We start from the raw sequence: 23,866 nt of genomic DNA on the forward strand, positions 1-23,866 counted from the left end.
CATGTGTTGCACAACAACTGTTGCACCATTCACTCGATGGATATCGGGTCTCACATAAAATAAATAATAATCAATCGCTTAGATATTGACCTGCATTTGGCATGCAGCTTGCTCTTCTCATTTGACGATGCAAATGGAGGAGTTACGTATGCGTGCATTGCGCTTTTATGCTGCCAAAGATCTGCGTGTTGAGAACGTGCCACCACCAGCCGATCCCGATTCCAATCTTGAACCAGACCAAGTGCTGATTGAAAATCGCTACTGTGGGATATGCGGGACTGATCTGCACGAATACGCTTATGGACCAATTTTTATTCCGACCGAACCGCATCCTTTCACCAAGGCAACAGCTCCCCAGATCCTGGGACATGAATTTGGCGGCGTGGTCAAATCTGTGGGGAGTAATGTAACGCATGTAAAAGTTGGCGATCGTGTATCGGTGCAGCCGCTCATCATGCCTCGCGCTGGGGACTATTTTGCCGATCGTGGTCTTTATCATCTGAGTACCAGTCTGGCATTGGCCGGTCTTTCCTGGCACTCGGGTGGCATGGCAGAACTGGCATTGTTGAACGGCTACAATGTACAGCTGATCCCGGACGATCTGAGCGACGAAGAAGCAGCGCTTATTGAGCCAACCGCGGTGGCAGTATATGCCTGTGATCGTGGTGGCGTCACGGCTGGTAACAGCGTTCTTGTCACTGGTGCTGGGCCGATTGGTATTTTGACCGCGATGGCGGCGCGGGCCGCAGGGGCGTCGCAAATATTCCTTTCGGACCTCAATGATATACGTTTGCAGCTGGCACGTGAAAAACTCGGTGATGTTCGCACCATCAATCCGAAATCAGAAAATGTCGGTGAGGTAGTTCGCGCGGAAACGGAAGGCAATGTCGGTTGTGACGTCGCTATTGAATGCGTCGGCAATGAGCACGCATTGAAGAATTGTACTGATGCCGTCCGTAAACAAGGCGTGGTGGTGCAGACGGGCTTGCACCCTCATGAGAACCCCCTCAACTGGTTTGATGTCACATTCAAGGATATCGATATTCGAGGTTCGTGGGCTTATCCCACCCATTATTGGCCGCGTGTAGCTCGTCTGATTGCAAGCGGTCAGATACCCGCAAGCAAGATCGTGACCAAAACAATTGCGTTGGAGGATGCAGTTGTTGAAGGCTTTGACCGGTTGCTTGATCCAGCTGGCACCCAGCTCAAAATCCTGATCGAACTGAAAAGATAACATCACTTCACTGTCGGGCTTGGGAGAGCCTGACATCAACTTCCATGGGAGGAATTATAATGCTTGAGAAAACACCAACAGTGCGGGTTCAGACCTTTCTCGATAAGTTCGGCGCATCACTTGAAGCTGACCGGATCGATGAGGCCGTTTCGATGTTTGCTGATGATTGTTACTGGCGCGATCTGATTGCTTTTACATGGAATATTAAGACCGTCGAGGGGCATGATGAAGTGCGTGATATGCTGCAATCACAGCTGCAGTTCGTCAAACCAACCAAGTGGCTCGTGGCCCCCGGCGAAGCCGCAACGGATGCCGATGGCGTTGCGGAAAGCTGGATAACTTTCGAGACTGATGTTGCACGCGGATATGGTCTTATTCGCTTGAAGGGTGGCAAGATATGGACCCTTCTAACGGTTATGTCGGAGTTGAAAGGACATGAGGAAAAATCCGGCTTTACCCGACCGCTTGGGGCGAAGCACGGTCAAGACCTTGGTGCCAAGACATGGAAGGAAGAGCGCGAAGAGGAAGCTCGAACGCTTGGCTATGAGACGCAGCCCTATGTATTAGTTATAGGCGGCGGGCAGGGTGGTATCGCGCTCGGCGCACGCCTGCGTCAGCTCGGAGTGCCGACAATTATCGTTGAGCGCAACGAACGTCCGGGCGATTCATGGCGCAAGCGCTACAAGTCGCTCTGTCTGCATGACCCGGTCTGGTACGATCATTTGCCTTATATTGATTTCCCGAAAAATTGGCCGGTTTTCGCGCCAAAGGACAAGATCGGCGATTGGTTGGAATTCTACACCAAAGTCATGGAACTGAACTACTGGACACGCTCCACAGTCAAATCTGCAAAATGGAACGAAACGGAAAAGGAATGGTCTGTTGTCATTGATCGCGACGGCGAGATGGTCATTCTGCGCCCAAAGCAACTCGTCTTCGCAACTGGCATGTCAGGCAAGCCCAATATTCCAAGCGTGAAAGGCCAGGACCGCTTTAAGGGTGAGCAACAGCATTCATCACGTCATCCGGGCCCGGATGGTTACAAGGGTAAAAATGTTGTTGTCATTGGCTCCAACAATTCAGCTCATGATATCTGCGCCGCACTTTGTGAGGCGGGCGTTGATGTAACTATGGTTCAAAGATCATCAACCCATATCGTTCGGTCAGAACCGCTGATGAAACATGGACTCGGCGCGCTTTATTCTGAAGAAGCTCTGCAAAACGGTGTCACTACGGCCAAGGCTGATCTGATATTCGCTTCACTTCCATATCGTATCATGAATGAGTTCCAGAAACCCATCTATGATAAGATCCGTGAGCTTGATGCTGATTTCTATGCGGCGCTCGAAAAGGCTGGTTTTCAGCTGGATTTCGGTTCTGATGGATCGGGGCTTTTCCTCAAATATTTGCGGCGCGGGTCCGGTTATTACATTGATATTGGTGCCTCTCAATTGATCATCGACGGTAAAATCAAGCTCGCCTCGGGACAGATCGAAGAAATCACAGAGACGTCCGTCAGGCTGGCCAATGGCACTGAATTGCCTGCCGATCTCATCGTCTATGCAACGGGCTATGGTTCAATGAATGGCTGGGTCGAAGATATCATCGATCAGGAGACCGCGGACAAGGTTGGTAAGGTCTGGGGCTTGGGATCTGAAACACCCAAGGACCCGGGGCCGTGGGAAGGAGAACAGCGTAACATGTGGAAACCCACTCAGCAGGAAGCGCTGTGGTTTCACGGAGGCAACCTGCATCAATCCCGTCATTATTCGCAATACCTGTCGCTCCAGCTTAAGGCTCGTATGGAGGAGATAGAGACACCGGTCTATCAATTGCAGACTGTCCATCATAAGAGATAGAGAAGTGGCTTCGCGCGTGTTTATTTGAGTGCATCTTGCCCGAAAATTGTGAAACGGTTTTCGGGCAAGATGCACTTTAAAACAAGATGTTAGAGCACGCGCGAAGAACTATTCGATTTGTGGCTCTTCAGATTTAATAAGCAGTTTATCTATGCGCCGACCGTCCAGATCAACGATCTCGAATATCCAGCCATTTTTGCTGAAAGTTTCACCAACGTCGGGAAGGTGTTTCAATTCTTCGAGCACGAAGCCTGCAACTGTATTGTATTCGACATCGTCTTCGATGGGAAAGCGCATGAACTCCGAAAATTCATCAATGGGCATCCAGCCTGAAACCAAATAAGAGCCATCAGCCCGGCGCACGATGGCTTGTTCTTCAATATGATCTTCCTGCATAGCGCCAATGATTGCTTCCATGATGTCGCCAGCCGTGACTACCCCTTCAAAATGGCCGTATTCATCATAAACGAGCACCATATGGGTGGGTGTGCCGCGAATAGCCTCTACGACATCCAGAGCATCGGAAAAATCAGAGACAACTGGTACGTCTCTTAGAATTTGACGCAGATTGACACTACCTTTTAACGAAAGCTGATTAAAGAAATCTCGGGCTTGCAAGACGCCAATTATTTCGTCGGAATTTTCTCCCCGAACGGGGAGGCGGGATCGGCTGGACTTTTGTAGTTGATCACGAATAGCTTCAATATTGTCTTCAATGTCTATCATTTCAACATCGAGACGTGGTGTCATCAGTCCACGCGCAGTGCGATCGGCGAGGCGCATAACACCGGCAATCATCCGAGATTCTTCGGTCTCGATCACTCCTGCATGGTGTGCCTCTGCAAGCACGGTTTTGATTTCTTCATCCGTGACGCCGTCACTTGTTTTGCCCGATTGGCCAAGTAATTTCAAAACAAGTCGACCAGACGTATCCAGAAGCCACACCAGTGGCGCGGCCAGTTTTGAAAGAACCGCCATGCTGGGTGCCACGCGGCTCGCGATAACTTCTGGTTCACGCAGTGCTATCTGTTTAGGAACCAGCTCGCCTACAATCAAAGACAGATAAGTAATGACGACCACCACAGAACCAACACCAAAGGCGTCAGCGAGTGAGGGGGACACACCCTGAGTAATGAGCCAGCCGGTCAGGCGCGCGCCAAGTGTGGCACCAGAAAATGCCCCTGACAAAATTCCGACCAGGGTAATTCCAATTTGAACAGTCGACAGAAAACGGCCTGGGTTCTCTCCCAGCGCTATGGCCATGCGGGCACCTCGACTGCCCTTATCTGCCAGAACACGCAACCTTGCGGGGCGCGATGAAACTACTGCCAGTTCCGACATAGCAAGTACGCCGTTAAGAATTGTTAGCAGCACAACAGTGATTATTTCAAAATACAAACTTGTTCCTCAAGAATGTCATTATCGCTTTTATCGAAACAGGTTAGCAGACAATGTATGGAAAGGCGATAAAGAGGGTGGTTATTCGTATTTCACCCCATGCGCGAACAACTGATCGTCAGTACAACCCAAGGCGTTTACGGAGCTCCGCATTCTCGGCGTGAAGTTTTTCTGCTAAAACCTTACGCAGCCGATGGTTTTCGGCTTCGAGTTCAACCAAAGCTTTAAGTTCATTACTCGGGTGTGCTGATACCCACTTTCGCCAATGCCGCCTTAACAGTGGTATCGCTGCTTTTCAAATTTTTGGAGATTGAGGCCAGTAATTTGGCTCTGTCCGTGAGGGAGTATTTCTTACGCGATACGTTCCCAGCAGTATTAGTTGAGGAAGGAGCTTCATTCGCTGCCGAGGTCTTGCGTGCGCGCGCCTTTGACTCGACCTGCTCAGCAGCGACAGCGCTACATTGTGAAGAAATTTCGCTGCTTATATTTGTATCTTTAATCGCCATCGATATTCTCTCTGTTAAGTGGCTGATTATTCACTCTTAGTCCAGCTTATCGTGAGTTCGGGATCTAAACTATGCGACACAGTTCAATGCGTTGCTGCTCTATGCGCTCTCATCCACCACATCAAAGACTTGGACGGCACGAAGTATCATCTGTTCAAGACGCGCATTTTCCGCCCGTAAATGCTCAACGAGCAGCAATTTCAATTGTCTGTTCTCCACTTCCAATGAATTAAGCTCGGGATCTTGTATCAGGAGCGGAGCATGAGAGTCAGCAATTGGAAGTCGGGTAAGCTGCTTGGTGCGACGCACTTTTCCTGCCGCCGTCTTCGGAGTTGGCAAGGGCATCATATCGTCGGCCGTCGTTCGCTTTTTAGAGCGCCGGGTTACAATAGTTCTCGCTTTGGCTTGCGGCGGCGATGAAACTGAACCGGATGATGATAAGGGCTGAGTATTCGCAGCCCGAACACTTTCTGCATCATGAAGTTTGACGCTGTCATGTTCTATTTTCAAAGCATCTGCTTTAGTGCCGTTTGGTATCTTCTGCTTGCGCTGAGATGCTGCTTTTTGTTTTACAGATATAGGTTTGATGTCATTCTCAGATAAAGGTTCAACGGCTGTATCGTCCTCAGCAATAGCGCTATCTTGCGAAATGGAGGATTTTTCTTCGGTCTGCGTTGGCGAAATCTGGGTCGAATGAGCAGAGTGCGTGATGGGATCTGTCACTGCTTTTTCAAGGTCAGTCGGTTCGGCGTTCTCAGGTAAAGACAGATCTGTTTCAACTTCACGCGCGATTTCCTTGAGGTTGATATCCCCCCATAACGAATTCCCGCTTTTATGCGAGCGACGGTTTTTATATTCGACTATCAAACGTTTGCCTGGAAATTTCATGCTAAAACTATCGTCCTGATCAGGTTGGTCGACCAACTATGTCTATGAGTAATTTAACGGTGCCCGATGAAGTACGCAACCTATCTCCGAAATGCTGGTGACCCTGTGAGTGGCAGCGTAATGACAGTCGAATAGAGCGCACATACACCTTTCCAGTTGTAAACCAACCTTAAAGTAATGGAATATATTATACTCGTACATATGATAGAGTTTAATTTCATTTCAGGAGATATCGGCATGGCTAACGAGAACCTTACAGCGACAGAAAACCAGGCAACTGAAAAAGTGCAAGATTCGCTTAAAGCTACCAAATCCAAAGCCAAAACACCTAGCAAGCGGGTGAAGGCAAAAGTAGAAGAAACGCCGATCATTAAGGCCGAGTCCTCGAAAGTTGTTCGACGCTCACCAGCTGAACGCGCTCGTTTGCTTGCGGCGGTAACAAAGCAAATCCAGAGTGGAAAGACTACAGTGAAGGCCGCTCTTAAAGAAGCGGGCGTCAGCGAACAGACTTACTATAACTGGAAAAATCAGGCCAAGGAAAACACACCGGTTGTCTCTCACCAGAGTGATGAGTTGAAGAATCTTGTTGAACTCGAAGCAGAAAACAAGCGACTTCGTAAAGAATTGGCTGAGAAACTCCGCACAGAAAATGCAGAGCTGCGTAAGCGGCTTGGACTTGTGTAGGCGGAACCATCTTCGTCCATTATGTAAGCGCTCGTTGTCATATCAAAACGTTCATACTATGCGCTTTGACAACGAGCGCATTCACTATCAGTCATTTTGCTGTTTCGTACAGCAGTCAGTTTATCTTTTTCTAAAAGACAACTTCTTCCTTTGTCGAAAAATGGAAACTTCCAAGTTTGAACGAGAAATGGGCCACGCGCAAACACTCCGGTGGAGTGCACTTGAACGTTGAAAAGTGAGTTTCACGGCGGAGGTCGTTCTAAAGAGACTGCAGAACGAGCTCATAGTTGGTATGATGAGCGCAGATCAATTCCCATGGCCTGGCTTATCGCAGGTGTGAGTATTCCATCGTTGTAACTGGCAGTCATGTTCAGCGATCGTGAAATTGATCGCTTACACCGTCCGACCAGCGCTATTGTCTCCCAGAGAAGAGTTTCAATAAATAAGGTCGCATCCGGAGTGGATCTGAACGGCGAGCTTGTTATTGTCAAAGCCGATTGATGCCCATGGCCGCATTGCGCCCGATCTCGATCTTCAGGTAGCTTCTGACATTCTGATAGCTGATGGACTGTTGAGGGCTTCCATCTTGATATTCGTAGCTTTGCGCCTTTGAAACGGTCCGCGATCAAGCCGCTTACTTACTCCTGATGCACGAATGACTTGATATCGCGTATCACAAGATTCATGAACTTCTCATCCAGTGGCGCTCGGCGAACAAAGGTTCGGAACCAAATGGGTGAGACAAGTGCTTCAAGAACTCGTTCCCGCTCTATGGTAGGCTTTACCTCTCGCCGCTCTATCGCGCGATCTATCATGATGTAGGCATTCGTGAATCGCTCGTTCCAGATTTCTGCCAAGCTGGTTCGGACATCCTCATCTCCCTCCATCGATGCAGCAAAGAGTGCGCGCAGTAAAGGCATAGCAGCAGGATCAGCCAGCATTATGATGATGTGTGCCATATAAGCCCGCAAATCACCGTCTAGAGTGCCAGTGTCTGGCACTGGAACGAAGCCGTCGGCAATATCCAGAACCATGTCGACCACAAGACGGGCGCGTGTCGGCCATCGACGATAGATGGTTACATGATCAACTCCGGCGGCAGCAGCGACTCCTCGGTGCGAGATTCCATTGTAGCCCTTGATTTCCAACTCTTTTCGCACGGCTTCCATCACGGCTTCGCGTACGCGGCTACTGCGTCCCCCGCGCCTTGATTTCACCTGATCAAATTCAGCCGCTTTTGGTCGAGTTGACATTGTCTTCCTTTACTTATAGATCTTAACGCAACAAATGTTGCTATAATGGTGATATCATGAACATCCACTACATTCAAACAGGTGATGTGCAAATTAAGAGTTTGCATGCGGTGTCGCGTAAAATTACCCGACCAGCCCGCACATGGGACGTTTTGAAAGACAAAGACTGGACTCCGCTCCTCCCAATTGGTTGCTGGCTGATCGAGCATCCAGAGGGCTTGATCATGGTAGATACGGGTGAAAGTTCTCATGCGAACTACTACCACTATCAGCCTTGGTGGCACCCATTCATGCAGACCTGCGAACGCCGTTGGGTACGACCAGAAGAAGAAGCCGGTGCAAAGCTTCGTGCTCTTGGCTTCGATCCGGCCGACGTGCGCTGGGTAGTGATGACTCACATGCATGGTGATCATGCGGGTGGCATCCCGAATTTTCCTAAAAGTGAGTTCGTTCTAAGTGCACCTGAGGCTGCGGCGTCTCTCGCCTGGTCAGGTCCGATTAGCGGGTTCCTGAACATGCACTATCCCAAGGGCTTCAATCCTGCCCGGGTCGAACACAAGGATGGTCCGTGGGAGAGCTTTGATCACAGCACGAAGCTCACGAAAGACGGCCGCGTGCGTATCGTTCCGACCCCCGGACACACTGAGGGTCATCAGTCTGTTGTGATCGAGCAGGATGACCACTTAGTTATGATTGCAGGTGATGCAGCCTATAATGAACGCGCCCTTATCGACGGTATCGTTGACGGGGTGGCAGCGAGCTATGACGTGCACAAGGATACCACGCGACGCCTCCGGGAACTCTGCAAGAGGCATCCCGTGATCACTCAATTTGCGCATGATCCGCAATGTGAAACGCGCCTGAATGGGAAAAACTTCACCGTAATAAGTTAATTTTGAACGATGCCCGGTTGGAGCCACATTGCAGACGCGAATTTGGGGAGTTGCTTGAATTTCGTCCGTTCTGTGACCCCGACTCTGTCGACGGTATTGGTCCAACGCACCATCGATTGACTGCACTTACTTGATCAAAAACTGACGCTAAGTTTAGCATTGAGGCCGTTCTGTCTGGCGCCGGATGCGAACTGCCCGTTATAGGAGATGCTGAGTGTGGCATCCTTGGTCAGCTTGAAATCAAGCCCTGCGTCGATAACGGCAGCATCTTCGGCAATCGGAAGTCCGGAGACAGTGAAAGCATCCGAGCCGACGAAGCGTGCGGTGGAAACCGGAGTGATATCGCCATAGGCGTGCGGCGAAGCACCGTGGCCGGTGCATGTGATCCGGACACGCGTAAAAAACCTTGTTGGCACATCGGTTCTGATGGGAGTGTACACCCCATCAGAACCTTTGCCGAAATGCCGATTGAATGGCGCAGGAAAATCATGGCTGCTAGAGCAGTTCTGACTTAAGCGGAATTGTCAGAACTGCCCACATCGTTTCGCATTTATGGCTCGGGGATTTCACCGGGACGATAATTCGGTAATCGGCCGGCCGGAAGGATTGAGATGAGAGCTAGTCCGGCCATAATTAGGAAGCCGATTTTAAGAGCGAGCAGACGAGATTCCGTATTGATCCGCAATGCTTCGGCTTTCTGCTCGGGCGTTGCAGACGTGGCGTTTATGACGGTCTCCAGTTGGTCGTTGCTGACGAATGTAATGCTGTCTAGATTGACTTCCGACTGTATCTCTATCGGTAAGGTCGGATTCTGAGCCAGTTGTCGCATAACGGCGCTGCTGAGCAGGCCGACGAGCAGGGCTCCAGCGACAGCAGTGCCTATGGCGGCGGCCAGATTGTTTGTGGTTCCGCGCAACGAACCAACGTCTCCGGCAAGCTCCTTAGGGGATGCCGTTACCAGCACATTGAACAGAAGCGTGACCAGCGAACCTTGTCCTATACCGAACAGGATCAGACCGAAAAGAACCGGGACTGAACTCCAGTCATTGCGGACGACGAAAGCCAGCCAGATAAGAGCCACCGCGCAAAGACCAAACCCGAAACGGCCAATTTGCCTTGGTGTAAGCTTCCCATAGGCCCGCACAATCAGCATAGCAGCAAAGAAGACCGTTAGGTTGAATGGGAGCATGGCGACGGCAGTCGCAAGCGGCGAACGTCCCTGGACAATCTGGATGTAAAGTGGAACCGAGAAATTGAGCGCAGCTTCCAGCGCCACGACCGCAAACATGGCAAATACCGCAGCGCGCTCTTGCGGAGAATCCAGAACCTGAAGCGGCAGCAGAGGCGTCCTGTTGTTGGCCTCGCGGCGACGCGTCCATAAAAAGAAGGCCTGTCCCAATATAATGCCGAGAACAATGAGGATTGGCGCAGGGGAGAGCCCCAGAACACTAAAGGGAGCTGTCGAGCGCGCAAGCATGAGCCCCCATCCGTTCAGATTGTTGAACCCGAAACTGATGGAGATTATGGCGGACGCAGCGAGCGCAACCCCGACCAAATCAATCTTCACGTCAGGGCGCCCACGATCTGGTTTCAGGCGAAAGCTTAGAACGAGGACGACTGCGGATACCGCAATGAGAATGCCAAAAACGGGACGCCAGCCAATATAAGTCCCAAGCACCCCGCCAATCAAGAAGGCCAGAACGCCGGCACCAGCGCGCGCGGAGCCCAATGCGCCAAGTGCTGTTGCCTGTTGATTGCCATGATAATTTTCCGCTATTAGGGCAACAAGTGCAGGCACGATGACGGCACCTGCTGCCCCGCACAGCGCTTGCGCAGTAATCATGGCCGTCGCATTGGGGCTGAATGTCATCAGTATCTGTGCGAGGCCAAACACGATGACTGCCAGCCGGAAGACCTGCAACGCGCCGAAACGTTGCACGAGCTTGGCGCCAAGCATAACAAAGCCTGCCACGATCATGGAGTAGGCCACGATGCCGGTAGCCACGACCGTTGGCGCAACGCCGAAACTTTCGACCATGCCACCCAGCGCTACCGGCAGGGAGGCGACGTTAAAAGACATGATGGCCTGCCCAAAAGCAATAGCGACCATCGGTATCCATGAACTGTGTTCTTCAGAATGTGAAGCGGGTGTAGAAACTGCCATTGCCGGTATCCCCTCTCGCAATGAGTCAGATCAATGTGTTTGGTCAGGTCCTAGTTTGCAGATGACGACATGAGCAGATCGAGCCCAAGTCGCTGCGATAGAAATTGTGCGGCCAGCTGTCCCCTGACGCTGTTTCCGGCTTCGTCGATCGGAGGGGCGAATGTGCCAAGCCCGCCTTTGCCAGGTGAAACAGTGACAATGCCGCCGCCGATGCCGCTTTTCCCGGGCAGCCCGATCTCGTAAAGCCAGTCTCCGGAAGTCTCGTAAAGTCCGGCAGTAAGCATCACGGCAAGAGCGTAGTGACAGACATCGGGCTTGACGACCTGCTCCTTTGTCAGCGGATTGACGCCGCCATGCGCCAGTGTGGCGCCCATAACTGCAAGGTCTCTGGCGCTGACGTTCAGTGAACATTGCCGCGTGTAAAGCTCTACAGCTTCAGCTGGATTGCAATAGATGCGTCCCATGCTCTCCAACATCCAGGCGATACTGCGGTTTCGGTAGTTCGTTTCAGAAGCTGAAACGTAGACCTCTTCATTGACGGAAAGATCGCGTCCGGCGAAACGAGACAGGCCTTCTTGAATGAAGCGCCATTTCTCACTCTCAGTATTGCCAGGCACCAGACTTGTGGTGGCAATGGCTCCGGCATTGACCATCGGATTGGTTCGCCCGTCCTTGTCGCGTTCAATGCCGGCGAGTGAATTGAAAGCATAACCCGTCGCATTCACGCCTAACCGTTCGCGAGCGCCGGTTGCGCCGATCAGATCGCAGATAAGCGCAAAAATAAATGGCTTAGAAACACTCATAATCGTAAACTCGTGATCGGCATCGCCGACGGCGAATACATGCCCGTCTACGCTGACCACACATATACCGAACAGGTTCTCGGACACCTTTGCCAAGGCGGGATATACTTGTGAATTCTTGCCAAGTGTAACGCTGCCGAACCGCTCATGTGCTTCGGTTACGAGCTTTGTAACACGATCAGGAGGCGGTAATCTGCCCGTGGAGATGAATGTTGCATCAGGGTCGACAAGGGGATTAAGCAATTCCATGCGGTTCCCTTTCCAGACTTTTGAAAGCATAGGCTCGAAAACCAATGCCGACATCTTCCAATTTGATCATAGCTTCTGTTGGTTTACAATAGAATATATTTAAATATAAAATGATCAACCTTGATAGTGATATGACGCGATCTTTGATTTTATTTGCTGCTGACGGAAGACCGTCTGCAAATTCTCGAGGGCAAGCTTTAAAACAAGAAGAAATTATTTATTTTGTGAGATTGGCTCTGCGCCGTATCATTGAAACGCTGTGGTGTCAGCCTGCGGGCCTCTGTTGCCGGGTAGTTTTATGTTCCATAAGATAGATTATGTGATTTATATGTGTAGCCGGGGTGGGTTCTAGTTTGAAGTGCGACTTGCAAATGATAACAATGAGTTATCCAATGCAAGGAACCTGTCATGCACCGCACCTATTCGCATGTTGATCTGGATGAACGCCGCAAACTCGTAACTAACCGCCATCGTTGTGAGTAAACTCAGGCCACAAAAGTTGCGCTTCAGCATGACCTCACGGTGCGGGTTGATCAGGCGCAACTGACCGCCCTCAACCATCATCTCAATTCAACGCCCCGCAAGTGGGCCGGATTTAAGGCACCGGCTGGAAACAGCACAATCAGATACCTTCACAAATGGCATGATGTACTTGGGGTAGCTTCTCCAAAGACTGTAGATAGGCTTGACATTCAGCTGCCCAATGGTCTGATACTTCAGCCAGTTACAGAAAGAGATACCATCCATTTGTTCAAGCATTCGCAACTCGAAACCGTAAAAGCCTGGCTCAATCATCCAGCTCATTCAGCCATGCCATTACACGCACGCATACAACGAGCGATCAGGCAGTTGATTGTCGATGGAATTCTTAGTCGCGGCAAACCACTTCCTGCTTCGCGGACCCTTTCCAAGTCCCTTGGGGTATCGCGAGATACAGTAGAAGCCGCTTATGCGCAGCTTCATGCAGAAGGCTTTATCGACCGCCGCGTCGGTAGCGGCAGCTTTGTTGCACAGATTACAGAATTCTCTCCCGGCCATCGACGCTCAAGGCGCGATATCAAATCCAAAAATCAGCCTCCTGAATTGAGCAGGCGTGGCAATGCGATGTTCCAAAGCGGTGGTGTGCGCGAGATATTGACCCCGCGTCCCTTCGCGCCAGGTATTCCCGACACACGTAACTTTCCACTTGCGCTTTGGGAACGGTTGCAAAGACAAATTCTCAAAGAGATTGGAACGCAAACGCTCCTACACGGAGATCCGCAAGGGGTTGAGCCGCTGCGTCGGGCAATCGCAGATTATATCAATCTCGAACGCGGCGCACGTGCTACTGCCGACCGCGTACTGATACTCACGTCTTCACAACAAGCTCTGACTTTATGCGCCAATGTGTTGCTTGATCCGGGCGAATGCATCTACATAGAAGATCCCGCCTATTATGGAGCCCGCAAGGCATTTGACGTCGCAGGCCTTAATTGTGTGCCCGTTCCGCTAGACCAGCAAGGCCTGAAGACCGAGACGATCCTCAATGATCCTATCCCCGCACGTGCCGTCTTCCTCACGCCCTCACATCAATTCCCAACGGGTGCGACCTTGGCCTTAGACCGTCGTCTTGCATTGATCGAATGGGCCAACCGTAATCGCTGCTGGATAATAGAAGATGATTACGACAGTGAGTTTCATTATGCGGGCAAGCCCACGGCCTGCATGCAGGGCCTCGATCAACGCGACCGAACCATTTACATAGGCACTTTTACGAAATCGCTCTTTCCGGGATTACGTATAGGCTATGCCGTGTTGCCTCCACAGTTGATCAAGCCAATGACCACGGCACGCACGCTTCTCGATGGTCATACCGCTTCCATTTCGCAGTATACGCTTGCGCGCTTTATAGAAGGCGGACATTTTGGTGCCTATATTCGTATGATGCGCAGCATCTATGCCCAGCGCCTTGAAATGCTGGCCCAGCTGGTTCGTAAATATCTTGCAGGCTTTGTCGAACCGCGCGTTCCTGTGGGGGGCTTGCAAATGCCTTGTATATTAACCTGCAACATTTCCGAACAAGCAGTTTTAGAAGCTGCTCGCCGCTCCGATATTGAGTTGCTAGGATTGTCAGCACTCTATGCGAAAGATGAGGGTGAAGCTGGATTTCTGCTCGGCTTCGCGGCCTATACGCCCGCAGAACTTGAGATCGCGATCAGGAAGCTTGAAAAGATATTCCAAACACTAAAAAGTAATCAGGCAATTCAGCTTCAGAAATGAACCAAAACCTGTAAGGCATCAGCTATCTCAATCTGCTGCAGGAAAGCCTGCGGCGAGCACACGCCGCAGGCTTTCCATGCATCAAAATACGCGCTCGTAAGTAACCCAGTTGGCTGCCGTTGCAACGTCGTCATAAAGACGACGCGCAGTTACATTGTCCTGTGCAGTCACCCAACTCAGCATCGTCCAATTACGGATATGAGCAATGTCACTAAGCGCCTCGATAAGCAGGCGTCCAACGCCTCGGCCGCGATATGATGGATCGACGAAGAGATCATCGAGAAACCCGGCATCTTGACCCTGCAACGGCCTTGGTTGAGGCCAGTAATGTGCAAAACCTATTACGTTCTCACCCGATTCAGCCACCAGCCCTTCCAATGGATGCGTTGAGTCCTGCAACCAAGCCCATGTACGCTTAAGTATGTCCTCATCCATGGGCACTTTGTAAAAAGCCGCATACCCTCGATAGAGCTTTTTCCAGCTTGTTTCGTCCGTTGGCTCCACTGCCCGAATTTTAATCGCCTCTGAAAATCGGGTATCGATATTGTTGCTTACCGGTTTCGTTCGTTCAGTCATTGGCAAGTCTCCTTTTATTGCGCGGAAATATCTCCACGCATTGACGGAGCGTTTAACCAATATTGGATGGATAGTTTCCCTCCAATAAAGCCATTAACACCAGACCAATTATATTAATGGCAATGTCTCATGAGACTGCATAATTCTGGCTGCGTCAAACCAAGCGGAGAAGGCGAATTGGTCTGAGCTGGCGACTGCAATTGGATGGTTCCAAACCACCTGCAGAATGATAACAATTCGCGCATTATTTGGCCAAAAGTATCCGATACCTATGGATAAACCTCGAAAAGAGCGTGTCTTGAAGAAACTATTTTGTGTGGCACTGGTTGGCGTTTTTTGTTCGTCTGCACCCGTCGCAGCGCTTGCTCAGGACTTAGGGCTTGCTGAACGTCGTGCCATTGCGGCTTATGCGACTGATATCTGGCCGAAATACGAGCTGGAAATTCAGGATCTTGCCGGTTTTCCCATCCCCATCAATCTGGATACCAAAAGTCTGGCATTACCCGGCCTTGCAGGTTCATACGCCAGCGATGACTATCTGCGTAAGCCGATCATTGATCCGATACTTCAGGCGATTGGAACAATCACAGTAACAGAAATCGGAAGAACGGCTCTCAAAGACGGGCTTAAATCGATCGTCATCCATTATGATGAAACAAGTGCACCCTCAAGCAATTACAAAGATGGCGTCAACATGGAGGATGGTGTGCTGACTATAAACTGGAAACCTTATACCAATGTCGATGATGTTGAACCTCGCGCGCTGGCACTATTAAGTGTAATTGAAGCGGCAATTTAAATATAAACCACGTAAGGTGATCTGAATTGACGCATAAAACCGTATCTCCGGCGCTCCCTGCATTAACAATTCTATTGCTTTCATCCGTGACGGCCTTGGCTCAAACCAGCACCGACGAAGCCTATTTGGAACGGCGAAATGATCAGGGTATCGTCGCGTATTGCAGTGACCAAGGGTTTCTTGAGCCCGATTCCGAAGAGTTTTTCCACGTTGGTACAGTAGAAATTTTTGGCGAAGTCGACCCCTCGCCTGAAGCTGATCTACACGAACAAAAGGGACGCGATGGCATTTCTTACTTGCAAGGCGACGAACAGTCTCTCGAAGACCTTGCTGCGGCAAACGATGTTGATGTGAAAGCGGTTTGTGAGCAGTATAAATCACAGGTAACGCTTGGCCGGATGATGGCGAAAAATAAGGCCAATCAGTAATTTTTCCTGTTCAGGAAAATTAACTTCTAACCCTTTGAGGCCCTACCCCAATGCATAGTAAATCACTCGCCATCTTGCTTGCTTTACCGCTTATCATCACTTCATCTTTGGCACTGGCCGATGATACGCAGCTCCTGTTCAACTCATCGCGCAACCAACTTGGCCTGATAAAATTTTGCGCCACAGAAGGCCATATTTCAAACGATGTCGTTGATGCTTATGCAAAAATGATAACAATGCTCCCTACACCTGCCGATACGGCACAGGGGGATCAATACGAAAGCGCGGGCGAACAAGGCTATAGTTTCGACGGTGAGAACCGCACGTCAATGCAAGACATTGCCGATGGAACCGGCACGTCGATTGCCGACCATTGCGCTCAGTTCGCAGCGCTGACAAATCAATAAGCTTAATGCACTGCTTGGTTGGCAGTTTTACTTAATTGCCAACCAGCCCGCACGAAGACTGATCAATAAAGATAGTTTTGCGTCTCAACACGAGTTCATGCACGAAAAGCAAAAGCGTGCGATGAACTGCAAAATCACACCATCAGATCGTCCAGCCACCATCAATGTTGTATGCCTGTCCGGAGGTATAGGTTGCGCTGGCGAGATAAACAGCCAGATCAGCGATTTCTTGCGGTTGACCAATTCGCCCAAGGGGCTGTCTGGCGATAAAGGCAGCGCGTGCAGATTCATAGTCGCCTTGCTCACGGAGCCGCTGTTGCAAAGATGGACTTTCAACCGTTCCGGGACATATCGCATTACAACGGATGCCAGCTGAAACATAATCTGCCGCAACAGATTTTGTCAGACCTATGACTGCTGCCTTTGTCAAACCATAAGCAAAGCGGTTCGGCACACCTTTTACGCTTGAAGCAACAGACGACATGTTGATGATCGTCCCATCCTTACGGGCGAGCATTCCCGGCAGGACCGCACGTATCGTGCGGATCATTGATCGAATATTGAGATCAATCGCTGCATCAAGGTCTTCATCCCGCATTTCAAGAATAGAGCCACTATGAACACAGCCTGCACAATTAAACAGAACATCGACATTTCCGATCTCGTTTACGAGTGAAGCAATATCGGCTTCATTCAGTACGTTGAGTTTTCGGGTATTTATGTTCTCATAGCTGTCGAGATGCTTGAGCGCGTCCATATTGATGTCAGTCGCGTATACTGTTGCACCCGCTGCTGCAAAAGCAATGGCGCTTGCATGCCCTATTCCCTGCGCAGCTGCAGTAATAAGAACAGTCTTTCCGTTGAGATTGGTTGACACGTCGATATCCCCATCAATGTTCTATGTGAGAACGAAATATCTCAATAAGTTGTTCTGCCACCGCTGAGATCAAATGTGGCCGCAGTGGTGTATGAGTTTTCTTCGGACAACATCCAGGCAACCATAGAAGCAACTTCGTTCAGTTCAACGAAACGGTCGCGTGGGATGCGCACACGCATATAATCGATAAACTCTGGTGTGAGCCCGTCGAGTATGGGGGTCTTGGCAGTCGTCGGCGTGATGCAATTCACCGCAATACCCGTTTTTGCCAGCTCTTTTCCGAGTGATTTCGTCAGGCCAATCACGCCAGCCTTTGCGGCGCTATAGGCGGCCAGATTGGGATTTCCCTCTTTGCCTGCCACAGACGCAATATTGACAATGCGCCCATAATTATTCGCAGCCATCAATGGAATGATCGCACGGCAACAATTGAACGTACCAGTCAGATTGACTGCTATTACTTTGTTCCATTCGTGCTGATCATATTCTACAAGCGGCTTAACTTGGCCTGTAATACCTGCACTGTTGACCAGACCATCGACGGTTGAAAATACCTCGCGGGTTCGAGCGGCAGCATTCGCAACACTGTCCTCGTCTGCGACGTCGACACCAAACGCGATGCAATCAGTGGAAAGTTTTCTGGCTGCTTTTTCAGCCTCACCAGCATTCAGATCCCAAATTGCGACGGCAGCCCCTGACTGCACCAGTCGGTCAGCGATCGCATAGCCAATACCTTGCGCGCCACCCGTTATGATGACGCGCCTCCCGGCCATATCAATCCGATTCATCGATATCCCCTCACCTTCAGTCACGCACTCAGGCGGCAGCTGTGATCTGCTTTTGGACACCTAAGCCCTCAATCTCCACTCTCATCGTGTCGCCGGCCTTCAGGTAACGTGGAGGTTTCATACCCATTCCGACGCCGGGAGGTGTTCCTGTCGTAATGACATCACCAGGCTCCAACTTCATGAATTGAGAAATGTAGGAAACAATGAAAGGCACTTTGAAAATCATCGTGCTGGTTGAACCGTTTTGAACACGCTCGCCATTGACATCGAGCGTCATCGCAAGGGCATCAACGTCAGCAATCTCATCAGGTGTCACCAGCCACGGCCCCAGGGGACCGAATGTCGGGCAGCCCTTGCCTTTCATCCAGTTGCCCCCACGCTCGAGCTGATACGATCGCTCAGAGACATCGTTGCAAACACAATAACCGGCAATGTAATCGGCAGCTTCATCCTCAGTTACATAGGATGCGGCTTTGCCAATCACGATAGCAAGTTCGACTTCCCAGTCCGTCTTCTGCGATCCGCGCGGAATAAGCACAGTATCGTTAGGACCAACAATGCAGGACGGTGCCTTGTTAAATAAAACCGGCTCTGTCGGGACAGCCATTCCACTCTCTGCCGCATGGTCTGCATAATTGAGACCAACAGCGATAAAATTGCCAACGCCAGTAATGCAGGAACCCAGTCGCGTGCCCTCTGGGACCAGAGGCAAATTCTGAACGTCGATGCCCGCGAGCTTCGTTCCAATTGTAGGAAGCTCCTTGCCGGAAATATCGCTCAGAACAGATGACAGATCGCGAATGGAACCATTGTTATCCACCATCCCCGGCTTTTCAGAACCAGCTTCTCCAAATCTAACAAGTTTCATTCTCTCTCCCTTAGATTGATTGCGCCAAAGGTTTGGCACCCCGATTGGCATAGTTTCAGCGAGGACCTGCCTGCCCTCACCTATCCGCCAGACAAAGACACGGTTTCATACGCTCGTCAGAGCAGTCCTCGTTCCGCCAGATTTCGCATGAGATGTGATGTGCCAAAAACCCACGGAGGACATTCCGTTGAGAGTCTCACCGTGTTGCGCAACGTGCCCAGTTCACTGTTGGATATAGATACAACATCACCAACATGATGGGTGAAGCCCTGTCCGAGCTGTCCCCTATCCTCAGTGGGAGCAAAAAGAGTTCCCATGAACAAAACTAAACCATCGGGATATTGATGATGCGGCCCGATAGTTTGCGCCACCAGATCAAGCGGGTCGCGGCTAATCTCTTTCATTGAGCTATGCCCACGAAGCAAAAAGCCGTCATCGCCTTCAACAGTAAGCGTCAACTCAGCCGTGCGCACATCATCGAGATCATAGGTTTCATCAAACAAGCGCAGCAACGGACCTATTGAACACGAGGCGTTATTGTCCTTCGCCTTGCCTAATAAAAGTGCGGACCGCCCTTCTATGTCGCGAAGGTTCACGTCATTACCCAGCGTTGCCCCTACGATGCGCCCCTGACTGTTGACGGCCAGCACCACTTCCGGTTCGGGGTTGTTCCACTTGGAAGCGGGATGAAGACCTACTTCCGCGCCATGCCCAACAGAGGATAAGACCTGAGCTTTGGAAAACACCTCGGCATCTGGCCCGATACCGACTTCGAGATATTGCGACCACACGCCTTCATCAATCAGAGCCGTCTTAACCTGCTCTGCGGCTGCCGATCCGGCTTTAAGGTCACGTATGCTTTCCCCAATAACAGCGGCGATACGGCCACGGATACGCGCCGCCAGTTCCGGGTTTCCAGCAGCCCTCTCCTCAATCACGCGCTCAATCATCGAACGGGCAAATGTGACCCCACAAGCCTTCACGGATTGAAGATCAATCGGGGCCAGCAAATGTACGCGGCCATCAGACCCTTTATTGAGCAGGTTTGATATATCGGCAATTGGTTCGCCCACCGATTGAGCGACATAGGCTGCGGGATCTCCCATTTCGAGAAGGTCGCGCATTGTTGGTACGACAGTGCTGGTGATGTCGATCACTTGTCCGTTGCGTATCACGACAACAGACGGCCCTTGGACATCTTCACGCCAAACACGCCCTACAAACGTTCCGATTTTCAAAAAATCCTGAGCAGACATGGATTTCTCCCAGAGCTAGTTCAGTTTCACGATTTGCACTGGACAAATTTTGCAAGTCGGCTGACGCCCTCCATGAGGCGAGCCTCATCCGAGACTGCATGACACCAGCGTAGCCACCCATTGCCCTCTGGCCCAAATGCAGACCCCGGGGCCAGGCCAAGTCCGGCCTCAGAAACGAGCCGTTTGGCGGTTTCAACAGAGTCTGACTGTCCTGTAATGCGGAAGAACACATACATGGCTCCGCCAGCTTCGGGGACATCTACTCCGGGTATATCAAGAAGACCGGATACGAGCAGATTGCGGGTTCGTGCCAGCCGTGCACGAAGGTTTGCAATCTCAGCTTCGCCCTGCTGGAGTGCCACGGTGGCTGCGCGCTGTATCGGTTCAAAAACACAAGAGAAGTTATATTCGATCAACTTCGCCAGATCGTCAGCCATCGTGACAGGAGCCGTTATCCAGCCAGCGCGCCAACCGGTCATAGACCAGGCTTTGGAGAAACTATTCACAGAGATAAGCCGTTCGTCGGCATTCATATGTCGCAGAAAGCTTGGAGCAGAGCGAACCGATGGATCGTAGATCAGGCGCTCATAGACTTCATCGGCAACGACCCAAATCCCTAGCCTTCTGCAATGGGTAGTGATTGCCTCAATTTGCTCATCGGAAATCGTCCATCCTGTTGGATTGTTGGGCGAGTTCACAATCAGCATTTTTGTCTCTGGTGTCAGTGCAGACAACAGACGATCAAGATCAAGCGACCATTTTCCCCCGCTCACATTCAACGAAACGCGCTCGACGTGAGCGCCTGAAATGCGCGGAATTTCCGTGATATTAGGCCAAAGTGGCGTGATAGCAACCACCCGATCACCGGGAGAAAGCATCAGTTGCGATACAACTCCAAGGCCTGTAACGCCTGAGCCAACCACGCTGATACGATCCATCTCAATTGCGCGTCCATGTAGTTCGGACATGTATTCGGCAATAGCATTGCGCAAGTAAGGGCGACCGAGATTCTGGGCGTAGAATGTTTCGCCTGCCGAAAGCGACTCTGACGCTGCATCGCGTATGAAAGCAGCCGTCGGCTGGTCTGTCTCGCCAAACCAGAATGGAAGAACATCTTCCCGACCCATGGCACTGTTGGCCACTTCTCTGATTTGTGAGCTGGAAAGAGAGCGGACTGCGTCGCGCGCTTGCGTCGGGAACATTTGTTTCTGCAACATTAGTTGTCCTTTCTTGTATCAGGACAGAAAATACTCAGGCATGGACGATAGAATTCAAAAAGAACCGGGCACGCTCGGTCTGCGGATTATCAAAGAAGGCATCAGGTGCGTTCTGTTCGATAATCTCGCCTTTTTCCATGAAGATGATGCGGTCCGAGATACGGCGCGCAAATGACATTTCATGGGTCACAACCAGCATTGTCACGCCAGTGCGTGCGAGACTCTGGATCACATCCAGCACTTCTCCGACCATCTCGGGGTCGAGTGCAGATGTCGGTTCATCAAACAGCAGCACTTCCGGCTCCATAGCCAACGCACGTGCGATTGCAACACGTTGCTGTTGTCCACCGGACAACTGATCTGGATACTTATTGACGTGCTCACTCAAACCTACGCGTTGCAATAGCTGATGCGCTTTTTCTTCTGCTTCTGCCCAACTCCGACCACGTACCCGAACCGGAGCGATAGCGACATTGCGCAAAGCTGTCATATGCGGAAACAGATTGAACTGCTGAAAGACCATTCCGACTTCGGCGCGAACTTTTACGAGTTCTTTGCCTTCCCGAACCGGAACACCATCAACGATAATCTTGCCGGATGTAAACGTCTCAAGAAGGTTGATGCATCGGATAAGCGTTGATTTGCCGGAACCGGATGAACCGATAATTCCAACAACCTCACCTCGCCGTACAGAGAGGTTAACATTCTTCAATGCATGGAATTTGCCGTAGTATTTTTCCAAAGCGGAGATCTCGATCAGTGTCTCAGAACTCTGCTTGTTCGGATTTTCGTTACTCATGATGTTCTTCCTCCCGCGCAACCACTATCGACGCTTTTTCTGCCGCTTTTCCAGCATGCTGACGACGCGGACCAGAGGGATCAGCATCAACAGGTAGAGTATGGCAGCGCCAACGAGGGGTGAGGGATTAGCGTAGTAAGCTTGCGCCTGTGTTGCCTGTTTCAGCAAATCAGGCAGCGCCACAACCGAGGCAAGTGCCGTGTCTTTTATCAGGCCAACAGCAACCCCGGTTGCCGGAGGAACAACGAGGCGCATCGCTTGCGGCAGAATGATATCCACCATCAGTCGTGGCCAGGAGAACCCGAGAGCGTGCGCCGCTTCAAACTGCCCGCGAGGAACTGCTTCGATACCGGCTCGGAACGTTTCGGCCATATATGCTGACGCAACCAGTGAAATTGCTGTTGTCGCAGCCCAGAACGCAGATAACCGAAGTCCTACAAAGGGCAGCGCATAATAGACAAGGACCAGCAAAACCAGCAGCGGAATTGCACGGAAAACATCTATGTAAGCGATCGCAAAAATTCTGATGGGTGTCGGTGCATACATCCTGATCAGAACAAGCACGAGCCCGAGAATGACCGAGACAATCAGGCTCGTTATACCCAGCAGTGCTGTCAATCCGAAGCCCTGCAACATCAACGGGGCAGCGTTCTTCAGAACCTCAAAGTTCAGAAACGTTGAGTAAAAATCCATAGGCGAGACCAAACATCCGAATAGTGGAAGACGAATTATCCGTCAGGAAAAGCTGCCGGGAGAATCTCCGGCAGCTTACTGATCAACTGACGATCATTTGCCGGGGATTGGGCGTACAGCAACGGTGCTGGAATCTTTGGCGGGTGCGCTGCCGAACCATTTTTCATGGATGCGAGCGATTTCGCCGTCTTCTTTGAGCTTACTGATCACAGCATCAAGCTCTGGCAGTAACGGGCTGTCTTTCGCCAACATAATTGCGAACTGTTCGTTCGTTGGAATCGTGTCAACAATCGCATATTGCGGCTTGTCCTTGATGTAATATGCGTCAATCGGGCAATCGTGGACAAAAGCAGCCACGCGTCCGGTGGCGATATCGAGCATCGGCTCGCTCACACCATCATAACGATTGATTTCGGTAATGCCGTATTTGTCTTTGTTTTCGGTCGCCCACATCTCGCCGGTTGTTCCGGTTACAACTGCCAGAACCTTGCCATTCAAGTCTTTCAGGCTTTTCACATCGCCCTTTGAACTCGTTGTGAGGCAGGCGTCTGCATCATAATAAGGCTGTGTGAAAGCAACAGACTCCAGACGCTTATCCGTAATCGTGACCGTACCAATCGCAATATCGGCACGACCGGATTGTACCGTCGCGAATATGCTGTTGAATGGCATCTGAGTGTAATTGATCTTCTTTCCGGTGCGCTCACCAATGAGGTTCACCAGATCAACCTCGAAACCAACGAGATTGCCGGAGCCGTCTTCAAACTCAAATGGCACGTTGGCCGTAACCGAAGCCACGTTCAGGTCGCTCGCATTTGCTGCTCCAGCGAACATCGAGATTACACTGGCGAATAGGACTGCACGCTTAATCATGTTTGGAACCTCCCGTTTCCTAGAACAGTCTTGAGTACTGCTGGCAAACGGTTACACTGGGAAAATTCGCGCTGGTATCACCCCTAGGGGGGACA

At 50.9% G+C, this 23,866-nt stretch carries 24 protein-coding genes; 8 read left to right on the forward strand and 16 right to left on the reverse strand.

The window, feature by feature from the left end:
- Positions 1 to 148 precede the first annotated feature (148 nt).
- Positions 149 to 1,234, forward strand: coding sequence for a 2,3-butanediol dehydrogenase (locus ACSME1_RS23265; protein ID WP_024898630.1), 1,086 nt, complete (start codon positions 149 to 151; stop codon positions 1,232 to 1,234).
- A 59-nt stretch (positions 1,235 to 1,293) separates the two neighbouring features.
- Positions 1,294 to 3,093 carry an NAD(P)/FAD-dependent oxidoreductase gene (locus ACSME1_RS23270; protein WP_024898631.1) on the forward strand — a complete coding sequence of 600 codons (1,800 nt, stop codon included), beginning with the start codon at positions 1,294 to 1,296 and terminating at the stop codon, positions 3,091 to 3,093.
- Positions 3,094 to 3,201: 108 nt separating this feature from the next.
- Here the strand turns inward: ACSME1_RS23270 and ACSME1_RS23275 are convergent, their stop codons facing one another.
- The 3 genes from ACSME1_RS23275 to ACSME1_RS23285 form a co-directional block, all read right to left on the reverse strand.
- A complete protein-coding gene (locus tag ACSME1_RS23275; protein ID WP_435655602.1) occupies positions 3,202 to 4,491 on the reverse strand; it encodes a hemolysin family protein in 1,290 nt (429 codons plus the stop codon).
- A gap of 233 nt (positions 4,492 to 4,724) precedes the next feature.
- Complete coding sequence (locus ACSME1_RS23280; protein WP_435655603.1) at positions 4,725 to 4,997, reverse strand: hypothetical protein; 273 nt, start codon at positions 4,995 to 4,997, stop codon at positions 4,725 to 4,727.
- A 99-nt stretch (positions 4,998 to 5,096) separates the two neighbouring features.
- Entirely contained in the window at positions 5,097 to 5,885 is a 789-nt protein-coding gene (locus ACSME1_RS23285) for a hypothetical protein (RefSeq protein ID WP_435655604.1), read from the reverse strand.
- Between the two features lie 237 nt (positions 5,886 to 6,122).
- On the opposite strand from ACSME1_RS23285, the gene ACSME1_RS23290 reads away from it, so the two are divergent.
- Positions 6,123 to 6,569 carry a transposase gene (locus tag ACSME1_RS23290; RefSeq protein ID WP_435655605.1) on the forward strand — a complete coding sequence of 149 codons (447 nt, stop codon included), beginning with the start codon at positions 6,123 to 6,125 and terminating at the stop codon, positions 6,567 to 6,569.
- A 638-nt stretch (positions 6,570 to 7,207) separates the two neighbouring features.
- Here the strand turns inward: ACSME1_RS23290 and ACSME1_RS23295 are convergent.
- On the reverse strand, positions 7,208 to 7,822 hold the full coding sequence (locus tag ACSME1_RS23295) for a TetR/AcrR family transcriptional regulator C-terminal ligand-binding domain-containing protein (protein WP_435655606.1): 615 nt from the start codon (positions 7,820 to 7,822) through the stop codon (positions 7,208 to 7,210).
- Between the two features lie 56 nt (positions 7,823 to 7,878).
- Between ACSME1_RS23295 and ACSME1_RS23300 the strand changes: the two genes are divergently transcribed.
- The gene (locus ACSME1_RS23300) at positions 7,879 to 8,715 is read left to right on the forward strand and encodes an N-acyl homoserine lactonase family protein (protein WP_435655607.1); all 837 of its coding nucleotides are present in this window, start codon (positions 7,879 to 7,881) and stop codon (positions 8,713 to 8,715) included.
- A 134-nt stretch (positions 8,716 to 8,849) separates the two neighbouring features.
- On the opposite strand, the gene ACSME1_RS23305 is transcribed toward ACSME1_RS23300, so the two are convergent.
- From ACSME1_RS23305 to glsA, 3 genes are all read right to left on the reverse strand, one after another.
- On the reverse strand, positions 8,850 to 9,131 hold the full coding sequence (locus ACSME1_RS23305; protein WP_435655608.1) for an autotransporter domain-containing protein: 282 nt from the start codon (positions 9,129 to 9,131) through the stop codon (positions 8,850 to 8,852).
- Between the two features lie 134 nt (positions 9,132 to 9,265).
- Positions 9,266 to 10,879: an MFS transporter gene (locus ACSME1_RS23310; protein WP_024898636.1), complete on the reverse strand. Its 1,614-nt coding sequence runs from the start codon at positions 10,877 to 10,879 to the stop codon at positions 9,266 to 9,268.
- A gap of 50 nt (positions 10,880 to 10,929) precedes the next feature.
- Positions 10,930 to 11,931 carry a glutaminase A gene (gene glsA, locus ACSME1_RS23315; protein WP_435655609.1) on the reverse strand — a complete coding sequence of 334 codons (1,002 nt, stop codon included), beginning with the start codon at positions 11,929 to 11,931 and terminating at the stop codon, positions 10,930 to 10,932.
- A gap of 747 nt (positions 11,932 to 12,678) precedes the next feature.
- Here glsA and ACSME1_RS23320 point away from each other — a divergent pair.
- Positions 12,679 to 14,190: a PLP-dependent aminotransferase family protein gene (locus ACSME1_RS23320; RefSeq protein WP_435655610.1), complete on the forward strand. Its 1,512-nt coding sequence runs from the start codon at positions 12,679 to 12,681 to the stop codon at positions 14,188 to 14,190.
- Positions 14,191 to 14,271: 81 nt separating this feature from the next.
- Here ACSME1_RS23320 and ACSME1_RS23325 read toward each other — a convergent pair whose 3' ends face one another.
- Positions 14,272 to 14,766, reverse strand: coding sequence for a GNAT family N-acetyltransferase (locus tag ACSME1_RS23325; protein ID WP_024898640.1), 495 nt, complete (start codon positions 14,764 to 14,766; stop codon positions 14,272 to 14,274).
- A gap of 298 nt (positions 14,767 to 15,064) precedes the next feature.
- Between ACSME1_RS23325 and ACSME1_RS23330 the strand changes: the two genes are divergently transcribed.
- Genes ACSME1_RS23330 through ACSME1_RS23340 form a run of 3 tightly spaced genes read left to right on the forward strand, consistent with a single transcriptional unit; the run spans position 15,065 to position 16,400 of the window.
- Positions 15,065 to 15,565 carry a hypothetical protein gene (locus tag ACSME1_RS23330; RefSeq protein WP_435655611.1) on the forward strand — a complete coding sequence of 167 codons (501 nt, stop codon included), beginning with the start codon at positions 15,065 to 15,067 and terminating at the stop codon, positions 15,563 to 15,565.
- 26 nt (positions 15,566 to 15,591) lie between these two features.
- Positions 15,592 to 15,993: a hypothetical protein gene (locus ACSME1_RS23335; RefSeq protein ID WP_435655612.1), complete on the forward strand. Its 402-nt coding sequence runs from the start codon at positions 15,592 to 15,594 to the stop codon at positions 15,991 to 15,993.
- A gap of 50 nt (positions 15,994 to 16,043) precedes the next feature.
- The gene (locus tag ACSME1_RS23340; RefSeq protein ID WP_207489479.1) at positions 16,044 to 16,400 is read left to right on the forward strand and encodes a hypothetical protein; all 357 of its coding nucleotides are present in this window, start codon (positions 16,044 to 16,046) and stop codon (positions 16,398 to 16,400) included.
- Positions 16,401 to 16,542: 142 nt separating this feature from the next.
- Here ACSME1_RS23340 and ACSME1_RS23345 read toward each other — a convergent pair whose 3' ends face one another.
- The 8 genes from ACSME1_RS23345 to ACSME1_RS23380 all read right to left on the reverse strand — a co-directional run bounded on the left by ACSME1_RS23345 (position 16,543) and on the right by ACSME1_RS23380 (position 23,771).
- Positions 16,543 to 17,277: an SDR family oxidoreductase gene (locus ACSME1_RS23345; RefSeq protein ID WP_435655613.1), complete on the reverse strand. Its 735-nt coding sequence runs from the start codon at positions 17,275 to 17,277 to the stop codon at positions 16,543 to 16,545.
- Between the two features lie 41 nt (positions 17,278 to 17,318).
- Entirely contained in the window at positions 17,319 to 18,065 is a 747-nt protein-coding gene (locus ACSME1_RS23350; protein ID WP_435655614.1) for an SDR family NAD(P)-dependent oxidoreductase, read from the reverse strand.
- Positions 18,066 to 18,093: 28 nt separating this feature from the next.
- Positions 18,094 to 18,933 carry a fumarylacetoacetate hydrolase family protein gene (locus ACSME1_RS23355; protein ID WP_435655615.1) on the reverse strand — a complete coding sequence of 280 codons (840 nt, stop codon included), beginning with the start codon at positions 18,931 to 18,933 and terminating at the stop codon, positions 18,094 to 18,096.
- 116 nt (positions 18,934 to 19,049) lie between these two features.
- A complete protein-coding gene (locus tag ACSME1_RS23360) occupies positions 19,050 to 20,189 on the reverse strand; it encodes a fumarylacetoacetate hydrolase family protein (protein WP_435655616.1) in 1,140 nt (379 codons plus the stop codon).
- 26 nt (positions 20,190 to 20,215) lie between these two features.
- Positions 20,216 to 21,406 carry a pyridoxal phosphate-dependent aminotransferase gene (locus tag ACSME1_RS23365; RefSeq protein ID WP_435655617.1) on the reverse strand — a complete coding sequence of 397 codons (1,191 nt, stop codon included), beginning with the start codon at positions 21,404 to 21,406 and terminating at the stop codon, positions 20,216 to 20,218.
- A 34-nt stretch (positions 21,407 to 21,440) separates the two neighbouring features.
- Positions 21,441 to 22,205 carry an amino acid ABC transporter ATP-binding protein gene (locus ACSME1_RS23370; protein WP_100557839.1) on the reverse strand — a complete coding sequence of 255 codons (765 nt, stop codon included), beginning with the start codon at positions 22,203 to 22,205 and terminating at the stop codon, positions 21,441 to 21,443.
- Positions 22,206 to 22,229: 24 nt separating this feature from the next.
- Entirely contained in the window at positions 22,230 to 22,898 is a 669-nt protein-coding gene (locus ACSME1_RS23375) for an amino acid ABC transporter permease (protein WP_100557838.1), read from the reverse strand.
- A 93-nt stretch (positions 22,899 to 22,991) separates the two neighbouring features.
- Complete coding sequence (locus tag ACSME1_RS23380) at positions 22,992 to 23,771, reverse strand: ABC transporter substrate-binding protein (protein WP_100557837.1); 780 nt, start codon at positions 23,769 to 23,771, stop codon at positions 22,992 to 22,994.
- Positions 23,772 to 23,866 lie beyond the last annotated feature (95 nt).

This window comes from Brucella pituitosa, from assembly GCF_965577835.1.
GTDB classification, from domain to species: Bacteria; Pseudomonadota; Alphaproteobacteria; order Rhizobiales; family Rhizobiaceae; genus Brucella; species Brucella pituitosa.

Bases quoted from the DNA above. Each gene is read 5' to 3' on its own strand.
- ACSME1_RS23295 (WP_435655606.1), bottom strand. From the start codon at position 7,822: ATGTCAACTCGACCAAAAGCGGCTGAATTTGATCAGGTGAAATCAAGG.
- ACSME1_RS23350 (WP_435655614.1), bottom strand. From the start codon at position 18,065: ATGAATCGGATTGATATGGCCGGGAGGCGCGTCATCATAACGGGTGGC.
- ACSME1_RS23375 (WP_100557838.1), bottom strand. From the start codon at position 22,898: ATGGATTTTTACTCAACGTTTCTGAACTTTGAGGTTCTGAAGAACGCT.
- ACSME1_RS23265 (WP_024898630.1), top strand. From the start codon at position 149: ATGCGTGCATTGCGCTTTTATGCTGCCAAAGATCTGCGTGTTGAGAAC.
- ACSME1_RS23285 (WP_435655604.1), bottom strand. From the start codon at position 5,885: ATGAAATTTCCAGGCAAACGTTTGATAGTCGAATATAAAAACCGTCGC.
- ACSME1_RS23340 (WP_207489479.1), top strand. From the start codon at position 16,044: ATGCATAGTAAATCACTCGCCATCTTGCTTGCTTTACCGCTTATCATC.
- ACSME1_RS23360 (WP_435655616.1), bottom strand. From the start codon at position 20,189: ATGTCTGCTCAGGATTTTTTGAAAATCGGAACGTTTGTAGGGCGTGTT.
- ACSME1_RS23325 (WP_024898640.1), bottom strand. From the start codon at position 14,766: ATGACTGAACGAACGAAACCGGTAAGCAACAATATCGATACCCGATTT.
- ACSME1_RS23355 (WP_435655615.1), bottom strand. From the start codon at position 18,933: ATGAAACTTGTTAGATTTGGAGAAGCTGGTTCTGAAAAGCCGGGGATG.
- glsA (WP_435655609.1), bottom strand. From the start codon at position 11,931: ATGGAATTGCTTAATCCCCTTGTCGACCCTGATGCAACATTCATCTCC.
- ACSME1_RS23310 (WP_024898636.1), bottom strand. From the start codon at position 10,879: ATGGCAGTTTCTACACCCGCTTCACATTCTGAAGAACACAGTTCATGG.
- ACSME1_RS23380 (WP_100557837.1), bottom strand. From the start codon at position 23,771: ATGATTAAGCGTGCAGTCCTATTCGCCAGTGTAATCTCGATGTTCGCT.
- ACSME1_RS23290 (WP_435655605.1), top strand. From the start codon at position 6,123: ATGGCTAACGAGAACCTTACAGCGACAGAAAACCAGGCAACTGAAAAA.
- ACSME1_RS23280 (WP_435655603.1), bottom strand. From the start codon at position 4,997: ATGGCGATTAAAGATACAAATATAAGCAGCGAAATTTCTTCACAATGT.
- ACSME1_RS23365 (WP_435655617.1), bottom strand. From the start codon at position 21,406: ATGTTGCAGAAACAAATGTTCCCGACGCAAGCGCGCGACGCAGTCCGC.
- ACSME1_RS23300 (WP_435655607.1), top strand. From the start codon at position 7,879: ATGAACATCCACTACATTCAAACAGGTGATGTGCAAATTAAGAGTTTG.
- ACSME1_RS23370 (WP_100557839.1), bottom strand. From the start codon at position 22,205: ATGAGTAACGAAAATCCGAACAAGCAGAGTTCTGAGACACTGATCGAG.
- ACSME1_RS23270 (WP_024898631.1), top strand. From the start codon at position 1,294: ATGCTTGAGAAAACACCAACAGTGCGGGTTCAGACCTTTCTCGATAAG.